Genomic DNA, 17764 nt, shown 5'->3' with positions numbered 1-17764 from the left:
AAAAAGGAGTATTGCCCACTCCTTGTTTTGGCGAAGATGGAATAGAAGCAGACGGGATTTCATGCGAAACCCGAGTCAGAGAATCGAGGGGAGCGCCATGAGCACCACGCAAAGCAAACCACGGCAGCAGATTAGCGGCGCAAATATCTCGGCCGCACAAGACTTGATCCAACGCGAGATCACCGAGGTCTTGCAGGCGGTAGATCCGGCGCAAGTGGCGGAAGTTGCACAGCTAGTTCGCGCAGCGGAACGTGTCTTTGTCACCGGTGCGGGACGTAGTGGATTGGCCCTGCGTATGGCAGTAATGCGGTTGATGCATCTAGGAATGAATGTGCACGTGGTGGGCGATACCACCACGCCAGCAATCACCGCATCCGACATCTTGCTGGTGGCTTCCGGTTCAGGAACTACTGCAGGGGTAGTGCGCAACGCGCAGACCGCGGCGCAGCTCGGCGCAACTATTGCAGCTGTAACCACTGACTCACAGTCGCCCTTGGCACTGTTGGCCAACGCGGTGATTGAAGTACCAGCAGCGCGCAAAACTGATCATGGTTCGGCAGTATCTGCTCAGTACTCCGGAAGCCTGTTTGAACAGGCCCTGTTCTTGGTGACCGAGTCCTTGTTCCACAGCTTGTGGGACACCGTCGAGGCATCCGCAGAAGAACTCTGGTTGCGGCACGCCAACCTCGAATAGTCATCAAGTACTGGCGAAGACCCCAAATTTTTTGACCCAAAAACCGATTGAAAGGCACCATCATGAAAATTCAAGTAGCTATCGATTTGCTCACCACTCAGGAAGCACTGGAACTTGCAGCGAAAGTTGCACCGTACGTGGACATCATTGAATTGGGTACCCCGTTGATCAAGGCTGAGGGCCTCTCTGCGGTTGCAGCGATCAAGAGTGCTCACCCAGACAAGCTAGTATTCGCCGATATGAAGACCATGGATGCCGGTGAACTGGAAGCTGACATTGCTTTCGCCGCAGGAGCAGACTTGGTTTCTGTTCTTGGCAGCGCCGATGACTCCACCGTGGCCGGCGCAGTCAAGGCAGCCAAAGAGCGTAACAAGGGCATCGTTGTTGACCTGATCGGCGTTGCCGACAAGGCTGCACGTGCCAAGGAAGTTATTGCCTTGGGTGCCCAGTTTGTCGAGTTCCACGCCGGCCTTGATGAGCAGGCGCAGCCAGGCTACGACCTGACTTCTCTGCTCACCGCGGGAACCCTAGCTGCCGTTCCATTCTCGGTAGCCGGCGGAGTTAGCATCAGCACCATTGCCGAGGTTCAGAAGGCCGGAGCCGACGTGGCTGTTGCCGGTGGAGCAATCTACAGCGCTGCAGATCCTGCAGTTGCTGCCCGCGCACTGCGCGAGGCCTTGGTCTAAACTGCGAAGAGCAGTTAGCTGACCTAAAAATAGAACGGTGCCGCAGCCAGATGGCTGCGACACCGTTCTATTTTTGATCCCGAGATCCTCGAGGATCTACTTCTTCAGGTGGTCAACCAACTGCGAAGCAATACCGTTGTAGGTACCTGGAGTCATGTTCTGCAAACGCTCTTGCGCATCTGCGGACAATCCAAGCTCACCAACAAATTCCTTCAGTCGAGCTGCATCCACACGGTGTCCGCGGGTCAGGTCCTTCAGACGCTCGTATGGGTTGTCCATGCCTTCAACGCCGGCGATAGCCTCGGCGCGCATAACCATCTGGATAGCCTCGGCAAGAACTTCCCAGTTGTGGTCCAAATCGTCAGCCAGTACAGCCTCGGCAACGTCCAAACGGTCAAGACCCTTGGCAACGTTGGAGATAGCAAGCACCGAGTGACCAATGGCGGTACCGATGTTGCGCTGCGAGGAGGAGTCGGTCAGATCTCGCTGCCAGCGGCTGGTGACCAAGGTGGAACCCAAGGTGTCCAGTAGGCCGTTGGAGATTTCCAAGTTCGCTTCAGCGTTCTCGAAACGGATTGGGTTGACCTTGTGTGGCATGGTCGAGGAACCGGTGGCACCTGCCACTGGGATCTGTACGAAGTAGCCAATGGAGATGTAGCTCCACACGTCGGTGCAGAGGTTGTGCAGAATGCGGTTGAAGCGCGCGATATCTGCGTAGACCTCGGCCTGCCAGTCGTGGGATTCGATCTGGGTAGTCAGTGGGTTCCAGGTCAGACCCAAGTGCTCAACAAAGCTGCGGGAAACCTGCTGCCAGTCGGCGGATGGAACCGAAGCGTAGTGAGCAGCGTAGGTACCGGTGGCACCGTTGATCTTGCCCAAGTACTCGGTCTTCTCGATACGGTCCAGCTGACGGGTCAAACGCCATGCAAGTACTGCCAGTTCCTTGCCCAAGGTGGTTGGGGTCGCTGGCTGGCCGTGGGTACGCGAGAGCATTGGAACTTCGCGGGACTCTTCAGCCATCTTGGTGATCTGAGCTACCAGGTCGCGGGCTGCTGGCAGCCAAACTCCGGTGACGCCGCCCTGAACACCCAGTGCGTAGGAGAGGTTGTTGATGTCTTCCGAGGTGCAACCGAAGTGGACCAATGGCTTGAGGTTGCCAATGCCAATAGCTTCTAGACGGTTAGCGATGTAGTACTCGACTGCCTTCACGTCGTGAACGGTCACTGCTTCAATTTCAGCCAGTTCCTTCACGGACTCTGCGTTGAAGTCGGTGACGATCTTGCGTAGGGCCGCCTTCTGCTCATCGGTGAGCGGGGAGGTGCCCGGAAGAACGGAGTTGTCGGTCAAATGGATCAGCCATTCAACTTCAACGTGAACACGATCGCGGTTCAGAGCCGCTTCGGATAGGTAGTCAACCAGCGGTGCCACGGCGCTGCGGTAGCGACCGTCTAGGGCAGTTAGTGCCAGTGGTTCATTAGCAAGGGAAGTGCGCGCAATCTCAGCCATACTCATATTCTTCCATCCCTTGCCGTCCATCACATCTTTTACATCCGACAGGTTTCCACAACGGGGAGCATTCCTTGGTTCTAGCTAACCTCTCGCGCTCATGATGAGGTTCAAGAATCGATTGATAAGGAGCAAGAAAATGATGTTCTCGGCGACGTTGGACTCGATGGCGTTTCAGCTGGATGATGCTCAGAAGACGACGAGATTTGCCATTACTCAGCTTGATTCCATTGGCTCACTGACTTGGCAATCTGAGGCTGGACAGGCCTTTTATGATCGCGTGGTTAATCTGAGCTCATGGCTTGAGAATCTCAACCAGGTGCTGGCTGACGCTGAGGGCTACATGAGCAGTGCGACTCGTGAGATTCAGGAGCTGGAACTAGAAATCATGAAGCAGAAATTGGTCTTCTGATCATGGGGTATGAAGTCAGTTACAACGAGTTTGATTACGCCAAGGCCTATCTGGTGTGTCAAAAGGTCACCCGAGATCTTGAAGAGGTTCAACAGCGGGTCAAAGCAGCGCAGCGTGCTGCAGAACAAAGCCAACATCGGCTCAGCGCGCTGGGCATGAGTGTGTGCAAAGTTGTGCGCAGCCCGAGCCTTGACGTCCTGGCCTCCAAACTGGACGGGGGACTGGTGCTGATTAACCTCTCCAGTGCAGAGAGCAAAGACATCACAGCGACTATTGGTCAGGCACGCGGGAACTACGAAGCGGCGGAAGCCAGAGTTGAGCATGAAATTCTCTTGACCTCAGTTCCACACGCGATCTCCCAGATTTTTTCCGGGATGAAAGACAACGACATGCGGCCGTCCACCGAAGACATGGAAACGGCGCTCCGGCTGATGATGTTCTTCCGCATAGATCTAACTTCGGGATGGGGGCAGACTTTTGGGCAGCAAATCGTGAACCAAACCAAACATCTTGCAACCGTGCTTCGGCATTTCAGAAACCAGCAGAACAAAGAAATCGTGATTACGCAGAAGGATCCACCTGAATATGTCAGCGTGGGCGGTGGGTTAGATAGCTATTATGAGTTACACAGCATGCTTGAAGACCAAGGACCTGAAGAAAATGGAAAGTTCATGGTCGTGCAGACCGATAAGGACAGTTATATCGTTGTGCTGCCGGGAACCCAGGACGGACGAGAATACGAGTCGCCGTTTGATGATGTGGGCGTTGGAGATGGCTTCGGGTATGAGTCCGAGAACTATGCGGATGCCATAGCTCAAGCTCTAGAAGACAGCGGAGCCAAAGATGGGTCCAAGGTGACGTTCTCTGGTTATTCTCAAGGCGGTATTCACGCCGCGCAGCTGATGAAGAACAAGAAGCTGAAGGGCAAGTTCAAACTGAACAAGATGATTACCTTGGGCTCGCCTATAGCCAGTATCGACATCCCGGATGATGTGCGCAGCTTGTCCCTTGAAGATCAGAAAGACATGGTTCCAGGCCTAGATGGCACCCCGAATAAGAATCGTGGGCGTCACCATCTCACCACGATTTTTGATGGGCCAAGCGAACGCATCAAACGGCTCACTCGTGAGGAATCCACTTTCGGGACTCCACACAAGCTCATCAACTATGGAGACCACCTACAAGAACTTGATCTGGACACTCGGCCAGAAGTCAGGGAGAAACTTGATGCTTTCCACCTGCCGAGAACTCCGATCAAGACTCAAAAGTTCAAAATCCAACGAAAGCCCAGGACGATGACTAAGGAACAGCAAGAAAAAGTGGTTAAACATCTCGGCACTATCTCGCCCGGGCACTAAATAGAGGACGGTGTGAGGAGCCAAAAAGAAGGTGGCTTCCAATGGAAACCACCTTCTGCGCAGCTAGGCGAAGTTGCTGTGTTTAGTTATTGTCGTTTAGTTCTTGTCGCTCTTGACGAACAATCCCAGAACTGCCGAAATGATCGCAATGATGATGGTTCCGGCGATGGCATCCCACCAGAAATGTTCGATCACAAATTCGATGGGCGTGAAAGTTGTCAGCCATGACGTCAGCAGTAGCATCAGTGCGTTGATCACGATGGTGAACAAGCCTAGGGTCAAGCAGGTGATGGGCAGGGTGAAGAACTTGACGATTGGGCGAACTAGGGCGTTCACCAAACCGAAGATCACTGCGACGATCAGGTACGCGATGGCGGTGTTTACTGCACCGTCGCCTACGGCGCCAATCTTCAGGCCTGGGACAATCCAGACTGCCGCGGCCAAAGCCAAAGCATTAATGATGACTCGAATCAGGAAGCTCATGCTTTAACTCTGGCATAAAAAGCTGAGACAAGAATGTGGGATGGATGTAATCAGCCTTGAATTGCGTACTAGGCTTTGAAGCATGACTGAGAATCCGGTGACCCCAGGCCAGGTGCAGCCACGTCCCGTTGTTGCACGTTTACCAAAGTACGCAGCGGGCAAGCCGCCTAAAGTGGTGGAAGGTATTACGCCCTACAAGCTCTCGTCGAATGAGATCCCTTTTGGACCGCTTGAAGCGGTGCAACAGGCGGTCAATGGGCAGAGCAACTTGAACCGTTACCCGGATCCGCTATCGAGCAAATTGCGCGAAGCACTCTCTGATTACTTGGATGTACCTGCCGAAGATATCGTGACCGGGGCTGGTTCCCTCGGTGCGCTGACTCAGATCCTCAATACCTTTGCGGGACAGAATGAAGATGGCATACAAGATGAAGTGATCTACGCTTGGCGATCCTTCGAGGCCTACCCGATTCTGGTTCAGACTGCGGGTGCTCTTCCTGTTGAGATCCCGTTGCTCGAGGATGGTCGCCATGATCTTGAGTCAATGATCGCGGCCGTGAACGAAAACACATCGGTGATTCTCTTATGCACCCCAAATAACCCAACGGGTCCAATTCTGACTCAGGCCGAAGTTGATGACTTCCTGGCCCGGGTGCCCAAGAACGTCCTTGTGGTTTTGGATGAGGCCTATATCGAGTTTGTCCGTGATGAGAAATCCGTGGATGGAATCCATACCTACAATGAGAATGAAAACGTGGTTCTGCTGCGTACCTTCTCTAAAGCTCATGGTCTGGCTAATCTCCGCGTGGGTTACTCAGTCGCCCACCCCTCAATCACCAACAACATTCGCGTGATGGCTACGCCGTTTGCGGTATCCAGCGTCGCCGAAGACGCAGCTGTGGCGTCGCTAGAACATATTGATCAAGTTCTGGAACGCGTTGAATCGTTGGTTCAGGAGCGCGAACGAGTGGTTGCTGCCTTGGTAGAACAAGGCTGGAATATTCCTTCAACGCAGGCAAATTTCGTCTGGCTCCCACTGGCTGAAAAGACCAGCCAGTTCGTTGAGCGAGCCAATGCGGTGGCACTTTCGGTGCGCGGTTTTGCGAACGAAGGTGTGCGAGTATCCATCGGTGAAATTGAAGCGAATGATCGATTCATTGAACTGTGCAAGGAATCACGGGACTTGGCGGACAGCTGATCGGACTCGTTATCTCGCGTTTTAGCGGTCAATAGCTATAGGCTTAGGAGTTAGACAAGCCGTATATGTCCCATGCGGAATGTATTCCGTCTGGGGCATATTTATGATCAAAGGAAGATAAATGACGCGTGCTGCTACCGAGGCGACGGAGTCGGATCTAATTCAGATCCTGACCCCGGACGGCCAGCGTCACTCCCACGAAACGTATGACGCGTATCTGGGTGACGTTGACGATCAGATGCTGCGCGGTTTCTACCGCGATATGGCAATGACTCGCCGTTTTGACCAAGAAGCCACGGCGCTGCAGCGTCAGGGCCAACTGGCGCTTTGGGTTCCGCTGCGCGGACAGGAAGCAGCCCAGATTGGTTCGGGTCGTGCCACCCGGCCGAACGACTATATCTTCCCTACTTACCGCGAACACGGCGTAGCGCTGACCCGCGACGTTTCATTCTCGGAGATGCTCCGCCTCTTCCGCGGCATTTCCGGTGGCGGTTGGGATCCTCGGGAAAACAACTTCCACATGTACACCATGGTTCTTGCCGCACAGATGCCACATGCAGCTGGCTACGCCATGGCGATGAACATGGAGCAGCATGGCTGGGACGAAGAACGCCGTGCAGCCGAAGGCAACGCCGTCGTAGCGTACTTCGGTGACGGATCATCCACCGAAGGTGAAACCCACGAGTCCATGGTCTTCGCCAACTCGTTCAACGCCCCAGTGGTGTACTTCTGCCAGAACAACCAATACGCCATCTCTGTGCCATTCGAAGTACAGTCCAAGGTCCCACTGGTCAACCGTGCCATCGGCTACGGCATGCCTGGTGTACGCGTTGACGGCAACGACGTCTTGGCTGTTCTTGCAGTAACTCGTTGGGCGCTGGAACATGCCCGCAGTGGCAAGGGACCGGTATTGATCGAAGCGGTGACCTACCGACTCGGTGCACACACCACCGCCGATGATCCCACCAAGTACCGCATGAGCGAAGAGGAAAAGCAGTGGGCTCCCAAGGATCCGCTGATTCGACTCGAAACCTACCTACGCGACAACAACCTCGTTGATGAAGCGTTCTTTGAACAGCTTTCCACCGACGCAGACGCAATGGCAGCCAAGGTCCGCGAAGACGCCATGGCCTTCCCTGTTCCACCACTGGCGAAGTCCTTTGAACAGGTATATGCAGAAGCGCATCCACTGATCCAGGAAGAACTGGCCTGGCATTTGGAATATGAAGCAGGATTCGCTGATGCGGCCGAGGGAGAGCAGTAAATGACCACCACAATGACCCTGGCCAAAGCAATTACCTCCGGCCTGGACAAAATTCTTGAGGGTGACGACAAGTCGTTGCTTATGGGTGAAGACATCGGACGCCTTGGCGGCGTTTACCGTGTCACCGACGGACTGATCACCAAGCACGGTGCACATCGTGTGATCGATTCACCACTGGGTGAAGCGGGCATTGTTGGCACCGCGGTGGGCATGGCCCTTCGTGGATTCAGCCCCATTGTTGAGATCCAGTTTGATGGTTTTGTTTTCCCTGCCTTTAACCAGATCACTACCCAGCTGGCCAAAATGCACGCACGCTCAGAGGGACGTTTGACTGCTCCGGTAGTCATCCGCATTCCTTACGGTGGCGGCATCGGTTCCATTGAGCATCACTCTGAATCCCCGGAAGCGCTCTTTGCCCACACCGCAGGCCTGCGCATCATCACCCCATCCAACGCACACGACGCCTACTGGATGATCCAGCAAGCTGCCGCATGCCAGGACCCGGTGATCTTCTTTGAACCTAAGCGCCGTTACTGGCTCAAGGGTGAAGTCGATACCGAAACTCCGGCCTTGGATGCTTTCAAAGCACAGGTAGTTCGCCCAGGTACCGACGCCACCATCGTGGCTTACGGTCCACTGGTTCCAATTGCCTTGGCTACCGCGGACGCTGCGCTGGAAGATGGCCGCAGCATTGAGGTCATTGATCTACGCTCGATTTCACCGATCGACTTTGACACCATCACCGAGTCGGTGCAGAAGACCGGACGCCTGATCGTCACCCACGAGGCTCCGACCTTCGGCGGTATTGGTGGCGAAATCGCTGCGCGAATCACCGAACGTGCTTTCCTTTCCTTGGAAGCTCCGGTACTGCGTGTTGGTGGATTCCACATGCCGTATCCAATTTCCAAAGTGGAGTCCCAGTACCTGCCGGACATCGACAAGTTGCTTGAAGCCCTCGACCGGTCCTTCGCTTACTAAAGCGGAACCCAAGGAGTAAACATGACAGTCTTTAATCTCCCCGATGTGGGCGAAGGCCTGACCGAAGCGGACATTGCTTCCTGGAAGGTCAAGGTCGGCGACACCGTCGAGGTCAACCAGATTTTTGTGGAAATTGAAACCGCAAAGTCACTTGTTGAATTGCCGTGCCCGTTTGCCGGCGTTGTCACTGAACTGCACGCCGCCGAAGGCGACACCGTATTGGTGGATCACCCGCTGATCAGCATTGACCAGGACGGCGATGCCACACCGCCAACCGGCGTGCCAGAACCGGTGGAAGCGCTGAATACCGCGGCCCCGCAGGCCTCCGAAGAACCCGGCCCGCTGGTCGGCTCCGGGCCCACCGCTGACTCGTCAGTACGCCGCCAGCGCACCAGCCGTCCAGCCCCATCGGCCACCGGCGCCCGCACTGCGGCAGTGCGCAACTCCGGCGCAGCACTGGCTGACACCATTTCCCGTCGCGCCCAGTCGCTGGGCAGCGTCGTGCGCGAAGAAGTCGATCGCCGCAAGCCTGCCATGGCCAGCTTCGTAGACCGGGTATTGGCCAAACCGCCGGTACGCCGCCTGGCCAAGGAGCTGGGCATCGATATCAACGATGTTGTCGGCACCGGAACCCAGGGCGAAATTACCCGCGAAGATGTGAACAGCTACCAGGCCCAGCGCGAAGCCGAGCACGCCGCAGCGCCAACCTACTGGGCTCACGGCCAGCTGGCAGATGCCCGTGTGGAACGCACCCCGGTGCGCGGCGTCCGCAAGGCTACCGCCAAGGCGATGGTGGACTCGGCCTTCACTGCGCCGCATGTCTCGATCTTCGTTGACGTGGATGCCAGCCGCACCATGGAGTACGTGCAGCGGCTGAAGAAGTCCCGCGACTTCGAAGGCATCAAGGTCTCCCCGCTGCTGGTGCTGGCTCGCGCGGTCATCTGGGCTGCGGCCCGCAACCCTTCGGTGAACGCCAGCTGGGTGGAAACCGAAAACGGAGCGGAAATCCACCAGAAGCGCTTCATGAACCTGGGCATCGCCGCAGCCACCCCGCGCGGCCTGCTGGTACCGAATATCAAGGATGCCCAGAACCTGAACATGAAGGAACTGGCTATTGCCCTGAACGAGCTGGCCACCACCGCTCGTGCCGGCAAGACCCGTCCAGAGGACATGCGTGATGGTTCGCTGAGCATCACCAATATCGGTGCGCTGGGCATTGATACCGGTACCCCGATCATCAACCCGGGTGAAGTCGCGATCGTTGCCTTCGGCACCATCCGCCAGAAGCCATGGGTCGTTGATGGCGAAGTCGTTCCACGCTGGATCACCACGCTGGGCGGTTCCTTCGACCACCGCGTTGTAGACGGTGACCTCTCGGCTCGTTTCATGGCTGATGTGGCTTCCATCCTGCAGGAGCCAGCGATGCTGCTCGACTAGCACGACCTGGTTGGCACCCCCGAGGAAGACTTTGAAAAGTTCTTCTTCGGGGGTGTCACAGTTAAGCTCCCTGTTTCGACGTATGTAGTGAAGGCACAAACAATGCCTACAACATCGATTGAAGGGGAGCAGCGCCATGCGCATGAACTTGAGCAATACTCATAAAAAGGGCTACGCAGCTGTCTTGGGATTGGAATCCTATGCCAGCTCGTCGGTGCCGAAGGAACTCTACGAACTGGTCAAGCTGCGTGCTTCGATCCTCAACGGATGCTCGTTCTGCACGGACATGCATTCGCATGACGCGATGGCCATGGGCATCCCGGCGGCGAAGCTCTTCGCCGTGGCCGCATACAACGATTCGCCGCTGTTCAGCGATGCAGAGCGCGCGGCCCTGCGCTTGACCGATGAGGTCACGCGACTGGATTCCTCACGCGGGGTCAGCGACGAAGTCTGGAATGACGCTGCCGAAGAATTCAGCGAGGAAGAAGTAGGCAATCTGATCTTGGCTATTGCCACGATCAATGTCTGGAATCGCATCGCGATCACCACCCAGCTGGAACCACCCGTACGCGGTTAATGCCCAGAGCTGCTGATACGATCGGGCGCGTGGAACAACCAGAAGCGACGGCCGCGCTGGAGCATTGGCACGAGTCCAAGCCCCGGCTGACGGTGCTGGCCTACAACATGCTCGGTGTCTGGGCTCAGGCTGAAGACGTGGTCGCCGCAGTCGGCGAACAGGTCTTCAAGCTTGAGCCTGGCCAGGCGGATGCGGTGCAGAACTGGCCGGCATTCCTCACGACGTTGACCACCCGCCGATCCATCGATGTCTTGCGCTCGGCCGAGCACCAGCGCACCGACTATGTCGGTTCCTGGCTTCCGGAGCCTATCGACCAGCAGATGCTGCCCGAAGAGGCCGCGATCAATGATTCGATGCTGCGCCTGGGGGTCCTGATGCTGCTTGAGGAACTTTCCCCGCAGGCCAGGGCCGCCTACGTGCTCCACCATGCCTTGGGGTATTCGGCCACTGACATCGCGCCAGTGCTTGAAAGCTCGCCGGCGGCCGTGCGGAAGCTGCTGAGCAGGGCGGCCAAGAAGCTGGGGCAAGCTAGGACTGCACAACACGATGTCTCCAGTGTCTCGTCGATCCTGACCGAGATTGTCCAGGCCATCCATCGTGCTGACATCGATGGTGTGGTCAAGCTTCTGGCCCAGGATGCAGTGCTGTACTCCGACGGCGGAGGAAAGGTCCGGGCAGCGCGCAACCCGGTTGTTGGGGCACAGCGGATTGCTCGTTTCATGATTGGTGTAGAGCGGAAGAACCCGGGACGCCAGATATCCACCGGCAGGGTCAATGGCGAACCGGCCTTGCGGTTTGCCATTGAAGGCCGGGAAGACGTGCTGGTCATCGACGTGGTTTCCGGGTCGGTTCAGCAGATACTGCAGGTCTCGAACCCCGACAAATTAGGTCTCGTTGGCGGGGACTGGGACGCGCTTGCGACCTAGTTGAGACGACGACATGCTGCAATAGTTAGTCAACGCCCTGTTGATACAGTAGTTTTCATGACTCGCACCAGCCTAGAAAAGTCACTGCGCCGCGCTGTTTCAGTAGCCTGCACGGTGGCCTTAGCAGGCACCTTAAGTCTTGGCGCGCCCAGCCATCCGGCGCAGGGGGCCATACAGGCTACCACCATGCAATCCTCGGAACCCGTGTACCCCTCGGCCTCGCCAAACAGCGAATCAGAGGATGAGGACACCATTCTCATCCCATCGGTGACTTCCCAAGAAGGCAAGATGTATCTTGCCGTCACCGATACCGCGATCGATGACGTTGATTCGCAGAAAATCATGGATGCGGTCCGTGAAGCCGTCGATGGGCAGAACGCAAAAATCCTGTTGGGCGTGGATAAAAAACCCAATAATCTCAAAGGCGCCAGCCAACTGGTACGAGGCATGCTGATGTTCGGCGACAGCGACGCCATGAGCGATGACTGGCTGGAGAACGGCAAAACGAAAGGCTACGTTGGCGAGGGCTGGATTGCGGTAGGCGTAATGCTCCCCGAATCGCCCGACGGCGAGGTCGAAGTCTTCGTTGATCCCGGGCGCAACGTGAGGGAAACCGAAACCGGAAGCAAAGACAAGATCCTGGACGCCGGCACTAGGTATTTCGAGGCTGGCGATTACACCGCTGGAATCAGCGCAGTCGCCATCTCCACCACCGAGAATCTCCGTGCGCCGCTGGACAAGAGAATTGCCATGGGCATTGTTTTCGGCGTGCTCTTGCTGATTGTCGCGGTTCTCGTCTTTGTCGGACTTCGCCAGAAGCGCCGCAATGATGTGCAGGCCGCAGCCAAGAAGCGCCTCAAGAAAGCTGAAGTCTGGGAATCCACGATTCAGCAGGATCTCAACGCACTGCGCCGTACTCCGACGACCGCTGTTGATGCACGGGTTTCGAACCGCAGCGCTCAGACGTTGAAAGAAATCCAAGCGCAGCGCGAGCTTGCTGAGAATGGGTCGGTGACCGAGGACATGCAGGGCGCCATCGTCGAAGGGAAGATTTCCGAAAAGCAGGCCTTGCGGCTCGAAGAGCAAGCCGAGCACTTGGGCTTGCTGCGCCGCGCGGTAGAGCTGGCCCGCAGCCTCAGCGACACCGCCGGCAATTCGGTGAAGTCATGGAACCAGATCATCGAACAACATCGCGGCGGACTGCAGCTGCTGGTTCAGCTGATCGACCACGAAGGGGCCTCCGGCCTGCAGGTGGTGCCGCAGATTCGCACCGCGATCGTCACCCACACCGATGCCCTTGACCAGTTGCATGAACGCGCCACATCCAAGCCTGGACCTGCGGAGCCAGCGCAGCTGCTGGAAGACTTGTGGGTGCTCCGTGATGAGCTGGATTCCCTGATTGACCTGGCGCTGTCCCAAGCCGAGGCGGTCCAGATTAAAGTCGACGCGAAGCTTGAGGAGCAACTGTTCGCCTTCTTGCCGCGTGAGGGAGCCAAACCCAATGACCCGATTTCGGTGCTCCGCGTATTTGCACCCGTTGGCGGGCGGAAATAATGGCCGCCCGGTTGATGCACGATTCCATGGGGCGCCGTTTGCGCCGGCCCTATCATTGGACGGCTTTTGTCGCTCTTTTCCTTGCGGTGGTCACCGCGATGCTCGGCGTCCGCGCAGCGTTCGCACTTCACGCGGCCAGCGTCCCGCTGCCCTATGAAGTCACCGTGCAGGTCCAGGGACAGCAAGATTTTAATATCAGCCAGGAACGCGTCAACGCCGAATTAGCTGAGCATCCGGTGCGGTCCTCGCAGCCGTTGACCGTGATCCTGGTGGACCGTTGGCTGACTGGTGATGAAACTCTTCGCGGCCAAGTGCCTGACGGGCAGATCATCATCTCGTCCAAGCTGGAGGACCTGGATCCCAAGAACACGGACGTTGATGAGCGTTTCAGCGGGGTGGCGCTGGCCGAGAATCTCACTGGCAGCAAGGAAGAGCGGACCGACGCCCGCTACGACATCGAGAATGCCTTCACCAAGAACGTCTCCGTAGGCCACGGCGTCAAAGCCGTGGTAGCTGCGGCGCATACCGCTTCGGTGGTGCTGGATCAATCCCCGACAAGTTCGGTCATGTTCTGGTTCTCGGCGGTGGGTCTGAGCGCAATGCTCACGGCCGCGTTCCTCGTTCCGGCGTTGCGTTTCCGTTCGCGGTGGGAGTCCCGGCACCGTCGGCTGGCTGTAGCCCAACGCAAGCTGGCCCGCGTGGTACTGGATCTGGCAGCCTTGGAAGCCACCTACGTCGCTACCGATGAGTCGAAGCGCCCCGAAGGGTTCACCAAAGCCTGGAACCAGCTGCAGAAGCTGTCCCTGAATGCGGCTCGCAATGAAGATCCGCTGGTTGCAGCGATCTTCGATGGCGAACAATGCCTGGCCAAGAAAACTGGCGAACAGCTCGCCGGTTTTGAAGCCACCACCCGCAAGCTCACCACCCTGGCCGACAGCCTCATGGGCGCCGGATCGGTCCATGCGCGCCTGGCCGGTACCGGATCCACTTTCGACCAGCTCAGCACCCCGATCAACGATGCCGCCACAGAGCTGCTGATCAGGTTGGAAAACGCCCCCGGAAAAATGGTGGCCGGCGCCGACCTGACGGCGCTTCGCGAATCCTTGGGAGCCTTGCTGGATGCCGCCGAAGGCGACGCGAAACAGAACAACGCGGTGCAAGCCTGGGCGAGCGCCGAAGAAGAATTGTCGAGGATCGCTGGGCGCCTGATCCGCCAGTTGCGCCGTTATCCCCACGGGAAGCGCTCACCCATCCCCGAGGTAGCAGCGGAGCATAACCAGTTGCGCTCGACCCTGGGTTTGGCGCCGGTCTCGCAGCAGGGCGCTTTGCATCAATTGCATGTGGCCAACAGCGTGGCTCGGTCAATTCTCGGCGATACGCTCAGCACCGACCAAAGCCAGAAAACAGAAACCAAGGGCACCTCGTGGCTAGCTGCGTTGCTGGACAAACTGGCTGCGGCACGCCCTGGAGGCAAGGATGAACCGGGCAAACTCGGCCGTGCCAAGATCATCGGACTACTCGCAGTACTGTTGTGCGCCAGCCTGATTGCCGCGGGAATCATCGTCTACAACGCCACCAAAAAACCTCGGGCCACCTATGAGGGCTCGGGCCAGGGCATGGTGCTGGAAATCGATGACAAGAACGGTCTGGTTGATGAATCCGAGATCCGCAAGTACATGGAAGAGGACTTCGAAGTAGAGCAGCACCTCTTGGTCGCGGTGCGTGATGCTGAATCCTATTTGGAATTGCATGCCAGGGAAGGCTCTGAATATCGCGAGTCAACTCCGCGCAGCGTGCAGCAGGCAATTTGGTGGATCAAGAACGAGTACAAGGACCGCATAGATCCGGTCGATCAGGAATTGCCTGAAGACCTCACCATTGTTCCTTTGCTGATCACCGATGAAGGCAAGGGCATCATGCCCGGCCTGATCTCAGGTGCAGTGATCAGCGGAACCGCTACGTGGGGGTCCACCTTGGGATGGGAGTACGGAAGCATCTACGAATCCCGATACCCATCGATGGAAGTGGCCCACGCGGCCGAGGACTTCGCAACGGTGCTCAAGCGCGCAGGATATGAAGAACCTGACTACAACGCGACCTTGCTGTTTTGGATCCTCGCGTTCATGTTCTTCTTCACCGTGCTCAACCTGATCCAGCTAGTTGCCTACCTGTTGGGTGCGACGTCGCGGATCAACCGGTTCTCCCACGGTTCGCGGGCCTTGGAGCAGACCCGCAGGCGTTTGGAGCAGCTGGCCTTGGGGCTGGAGGATTCGCAGATCAATGCGGTGGCGGTCTTGGGTTCCTCAGAGTCCGGCCGGGCGGATGAGGCTGGGCAGCGGCTATTCGAACGCGCATTGATGATGGCCTGGCGCGAGGCAGAAGAGCTGTCCAACATGAGCCTGTCCGAGCGCCTTGGCTCCAGCTTCGGGGCACGGGCCGAGCACCTGCAGCGTCTGGTGGCTTTGCTTGATGAACGAGATGCCGACGTGGCCAAGCGCGCCCGTGATCTGGTGCTGGCCAGCCGAGGTGCCGGCGGCGATGCACCGCAGAAGGTGGTTTTGCCGGGGCAAGCGTAGCGCTCACCCCGGCAAAACCAGCATGCCTTAGCCCAATAGCTCAGGCAGCTCGCCAGGGGCGTTGCCCAAGACCTTCTGGGAGAGGAACTCGGTAACCACTTCGTACCAGATCTTCGCGTGCTGCGGGCTGAGGATCCAGTGGTTCTCGTCCGGGAAGTACAGGAACTGGTGCTCGGTGCTTCCGTCTTCCTTCTGCGGCAAACCCGAATCGGCGAGCAGCTCGTACCACAGGCGCAAGCCCTCGCCGATGGGCACCCGGTAGTCCTTGTCGCCGTGGATGACCAGCATCGGGGTGACGATATTGCCGATCGAATGATGCGGAGAATTCTGCTCGCGCATTTCCGGGCTCATCTCGCGGGTCCAGTAGAAGGCCGCATCGGTGGTCTTGCCGAAGCCTTCCAAGGCCCACAGGCTGGCGTGGGTGACGATGGCCTTGAAGCGGTCGGTATGCCCGGCCACCCAGTTGGCCATGTAGCCGCCGAAGGAACCGCCCATTGCGGCGGTGCGCGTTTCGTCGATATCCTCGCGGGCTTCGGTCGCATCGGTGATGGCCATGAGATCCGTGAAGGGCTCCTGGCCCCAGCGGCCCCAGCCGCGCTGGATGAAGTCCTGGCCGTAGCCGGTGGACAGGGCGGGGTCCGGCAGCAATACCGCGTAGCCTTGGGCCACCAGCAACCAGGGGCTCCAACGCCAGCTCCAAGCATTCCACGAACCCAGCGGACCGCCGTGGATCCAGAGCAGCAGTGGCGCCTTGTTCTGCGCCGAGGCCGTCTCCGGCAGGGCCAGCCAGGCGCGGACGGTGGAACCATCCTCGGCCGTGGTGCTGACCTCGGTCAGAGTGCCGGGAAGCGCGGGGCGCTCGGCGGGGGAGATCAGTAGCGTGGCTTCGGCGAAGTCGCCGGCTTCGAGCTCGTGGACGTGGGTCAGGTCCACGGCCACCGGCTCTGCCGGGTAGAGGTAGCTGGAACGCAGCGCGTAGGCGGTGCGTGAATCGCTGCTGATGGTGACGTCGGTGAAGCTGCCGTCATCCGTGAGCCGGGTGATCTTGTCGTTGTACAGGCTCAGGTGGAAGATCGGGCTGTGCCCGTTGTCATCCGCGGTGAGCAGCAGCGAACGCCCATTGGGCACCCACTGGATGTCGTTGACCCAGCGGTCCCAGCCATCGGCGATCTGGTGGGTTGAACCATCGGCCAAATGCATCAGCCACAGTTCGAAGACCGGGGCGGTCTGCGCAGTGGAACGGTGCCAGCGTGCGTAGGCCAGCTCCTTGGAGTCTGGGCTGATCTTGCCAATGGTGTATTCGTAGGTGTCATCCGGGCTCAACAACATTTCTTGTGCGCCGGTATGTAGATCGATACGCATCAGACCCGGTGCGCTGGAAGCTCGACCTTCAGGAACTTGCCATTCGGTGATCAAAAAATCACCGTTCGAGGCAACATCGAAGGCTGTTTCTTGCAGGTTGGCACCGATGCCTGGTGTCAGATCGGTGAGTTCTGCGCGCTTAGAATCTTGGACTTCAGGAAGGTTGCCCGAATAGAAGTGGGCAGTTGCTGGACCCAGATCATGGTCCCAATAACGCACCGGGTATCCGGTGTGCAAAATGGCGGAGACCTTTTTGTCTTTGCGGTCCGTGCGCAGTTTTTCTTCGGCTTCAAGGTCTTTGGCGCGGCTGTGGCCGCTGCTTTTTAACACAATGGTTTGCGGTGACTTACTGCAGACGCTTAGTGATTGCACGCCGGCCGGGTGAGAAATGGCCGGACGGGCTTCACCACCTGCCGCTGGTAGTAGCCATCCTTCAGGTTTGGCGTCGTCCTTGCTGGAACGTTTGGCCACGAATAGTAGGTCGCCGTTAGCGGTGAACTGAGGTTGGAATTCGCCGTGTTCGCCGAAGGTGAGCCGGCGCGCTGGCAACTGTCCTTTGGGGTCGATAGACCACAGTGCACTGTCGTAGCTAGTTTCATCCTCGGACAGGGTGCTCATGGTGGTGACCAATTGTGTTCCGTCGGGGGAGAGCGTCAATCCGCCGACGCGGGCTAGTCCGATGTAGCTGTCTAAATTATGAAATGAATGCTTAGAGTGTTCCACCTCACTCATCTTGCCACTGATAAGAGCCCG

At 57.8% G+C, this 17764-nt stretch carries 15 protein-coding genes; 12 read left to right on the top strand and 3 right to left on the bottom strand.

All coding sequences use genetic code 11. The features are described 5' to 3' along the window. Nucleotides 1-97 precede the first annotated feature (97 nt). A complete protein-coding gene (gene hxlB, locus ACT3RW_RS14870) occupies nt 98-694 on the top strand; it encodes a 6-phospho-3-hexuloisomerase (RefSeq protein WP_444614291.1) in 597 nt (198 codons plus the stop codon). A 62-nt stretch (nt 695-756) separates the two neighbouring features. Further along, nucleotides 757-1380, top strand: coding sequence for a 3-hexulose-6-phosphate synthase (hxlA, locus tag ACT3RW_RS14865; protein WP_444614290.1), 624 nt, complete (start codon nt 757-759; stop codon nt 1378-1380). Nucleotides 1381-1476: 96 nt separating this feature from the next. Here the strand turns inward: hxlA and purB are convergent, their stop codons facing one another. Beyond that, complete coding sequence (gene purB / locus ACT3RW_RS14860; RefSeq protein WP_444614289.1) at nt 1477-2886, bottom strand: adenylosuccinate lyase; 1410 nt, start codon at nt 2884-2886, stop codon at nt 1477-1479. Nucleotides 2887-3025: 139 nt separating this feature from the next. Here purB and ACT3RW_RS14855 point away from each other — a divergent pair, with 139 nt between their 5' ends. After that, entirely contained in the window at nt 3026-3298 is a 273-nt protein-coding gene (locus ACT3RW_RS14855; protein ID WP_444614288.1) for a hypothetical protein, read from the top strand. Between the two features lie 2 nt (nt 3299-3300). Continuing rightward, nucleotides 3301-4656 (top strand): hypothetical protein, encoded by a 1356-nt coding sequence (locus tag ACT3RW_RS14850; protein WP_444614287.1) that lies wholly within the window; start codon nt 3301-3303, stop codon nt 4654-4656. A gap of 96 nt (nt 4657-4752) precedes the next feature. Here ACT3RW_RS14850 and ACT3RW_RS14845 read toward each other — a convergent pair whose 3' ends face one another. After that, nucleotides 4753-5139 carry a phage holin family protein gene (locus tag ACT3RW_RS14845; RefSeq protein WP_444614286.1) on the bottom strand — a complete coding sequence of 129 codons (387 nt, stop codon included), beginning with the start codon at nt 5137-5139 and terminating at the stop codon, nt 4753-4755. 82 nt (nt 5140-5221) lie between these two features. Between ACT3RW_RS14845 and ACT3RW_RS14840 the strand changes: the two genes are divergently transcribed. From ACT3RW_RS14840 to ACT3RW_RS14805, 8 genes are all read left to right on the top strand, one after another. Continuing rightward, on the top strand, nt 5222-6337 hold the full coding sequence (locus ACT3RW_RS14840) for a histidinol-phosphate transaminase (RefSeq protein ID WP_444614285.1): 1116 nt from the start codon (nt 5222-5224) through the stop codon (nt 6335-6337). Nucleotides 6338-6458: 121 nt separating this feature from the next. Then, nucleotides 6459-7601: a pyruvate dehydrogenase (acetyl-transferring) E1 component subunit alpha gene (gene pdhA, locus ACT3RW_RS14835; protein ID WP_444614284.1), complete on the top strand. Its 1143-nt coding sequence runs from the start codon at nt 6459-6461 to the stop codon at nt 7599-7601. After that, nucleotides 7602-8579: an alpha-ketoacid dehydrogenase subunit beta gene (locus ACT3RW_RS14830; RefSeq protein WP_444614283.1), complete on the top strand. Its 978-nt coding sequence runs from the start codon at nt 7602-7604 to the stop codon at nt 8577-8579. 21 nt (nt 8580-8600) lie between these two features. Then, the gene (locus tag ACT3RW_RS14825) at nt 8601-10016 is read left to right on the top strand and encodes a dihydrolipoamide acetyltransferase family protein (RefSeq protein ID WP_444614282.1); all 1416 of its coding nucleotides are present in this window, start codon (nt 8601-8603) and stop codon (nt 10014-10016) included. Between the two features lie 136 nt (nt 10017-10152). After that, complete coding sequence (locus ACT3RW_RS14820; RefSeq protein ID WP_444614281.1) at nt 10153-10593, top strand: carboxymuconolactone decarboxylase family protein; 441 nt, start codon at nt 10153-10155, stop codon at nt 10591-10593. A gap of 29 nt (nt 10594-10622) precedes the next feature. Next, a complete protein-coding gene (locus ACT3RW_RS14815) occupies nt 10623-11519 on the top strand; it encodes a sigma factor-like helix-turn-helix DNA-binding protein (RefSeq protein WP_444614280.1) in 897 nt (298 codons plus the stop codon). Nucleotides 11520-11576: 57 nt separating this feature from the next. Continuing rightward, a complete protein-coding gene (locus ACT3RW_RS14810) occupies nt 11577-13073 on the top strand; it encodes a hypothetical protein (RefSeq protein WP_444614279.1) in 1497 nt (498 codons plus the stop codon). Beyond that, nucleotides 13073-15649, top strand: a complete 2577-nt coding sequence (locus tag ACT3RW_RS14805) for a hypothetical protein (protein WP_444614278.1) — start codon at nt 13073-13075, stop codon at nt 15647-15649. Before ACT3RW_RS14810 ends, ACT3RW_RS14805 begins: the two co-directional genes overlap by 1 nt. Before the next feature lie 27 nt (nt 15650-15676). Here ACT3RW_RS14805 and ACT3RW_RS14800 read toward each other — a convergent pair whose 3' ends face one another. After that, entirely contained in the window at nt 15677-17743 is a 2067-nt protein-coding gene (locus tag ACT3RW_RS14800) for a S9 family peptidase (RefSeq protein ID WP_444614277.1), read from the bottom strand. Between the last annotated feature and the right edge of the window lie 21 nt (nt 17744-17764).

The sequence above is a fragment of the Glutamicibacter sp. AOP5-A2-18 genome (assembly GCF_052446055.1).
Classification (GTDB): domain Bacteria; phylum Actinomycetota; class Actinomycetes; order Actinomycetales; family Micrococcaceae; genus Glutamicibacter.
This window is presented reverse-complemented; position numbering and strand designations above follow the sequence as displayed.

Excerpts from the sequence above, each read along its gene's own strand:
- ACT3RW_RS14805 (WP_444614278.1), top strand. The coding sequence starts at position 13,073 with ATGGCCGCCCGGTTGATGCACGATTCCATGGGGCGCCGTTTGCGCCGG.
- ACT3RW_RS14800 (WP_444614277.1), bottom strand. The coding sequence starts at position 17,743 with ATGAGTGAGGTGGAACACTCTAAGCATTCATTTCATAATTTAGACAGC.
- ACT3RW_RS14830 (WP_444614283.1), top strand. The coding sequence starts at position 7,602 with ATGACCACCACAATGACCCTGGCCAAAGCAATTACCTCCGGCCTGGAC.
- ACT3RW_RS14825 (WP_444614282.1), top strand. The coding sequence starts at position 8,601 with ATGACAGTCTTTAATCTCCCCGATGTGGGCGAAGGCCTGACCGAAGCG.
- hxlB (WP_444614291.1), top strand. The coding sequence starts at position 98 with ATGAGCACCACGCAAAGCAAACCACGGCAGCAGATTAGCGGCGCAAAT.
- ACT3RW_RS14850 (WP_444614287.1), top strand. The coding sequence starts at position 3,301 with ATGGGGTATGAAGTCAGTTACAACGAGTTTGATTACGCCAAGGCCTAT.
- hxlA (WP_444614290.1), top strand. The coding sequence starts at position 757 with ATGAAAATTCAAGTAGCTATCGATTTGCTCACCACTCAGGAAGCACTG.
- pdhA (WP_444614284.1), top strand. The coding sequence starts at position 6,459 with ATGACGCGTGCTGCTACCGAGGCGACGGAGTCGGATCTAATTCAGATC.
- ACT3RW_RS14845 (WP_444614286.1), bottom strand. The coding sequence starts at position 5,139 with ATGAGCTTCCTGATTCGAGTCATCATTAATGCTTTGGCTTTGGCCGCG.
- ACT3RW_RS14855 (WP_444614288.1), top strand. The coding sequence starts at position 3,026 with ATGATGTTCTCGGCGACGTTGGACTCGATGGCGTTTCAGCTGGATGAT.
- ACT3RW_RS14820 (WP_444614281.1), top strand. The coding sequence starts at position 10,153 with ATGCGCATGAACTTGAGCAATACTCATAAAAAGGGCTACGCAGCTGTC.
- purB (WP_444614289.1), bottom strand. The coding sequence starts at position 2,886 with ATGGCTGAGATTGCGCGCACTTCCCTTGCTAATGAACCACTGGCACTA.
- ACT3RW_RS14810 (WP_444614279.1), top strand. The coding sequence starts at position 11,577 with ATGACTCGCACCAGCCTAGAAAAGTCACTGCGCCGCGCTGTTTCAGTA.
- ACT3RW_RS14840 (WP_444614285.1), top strand. The coding sequence starts at position 5,222 with ATGACTGAGAATCCGGTGACCCCAGGCCAGGTGCAGCCACGTCCCGTT.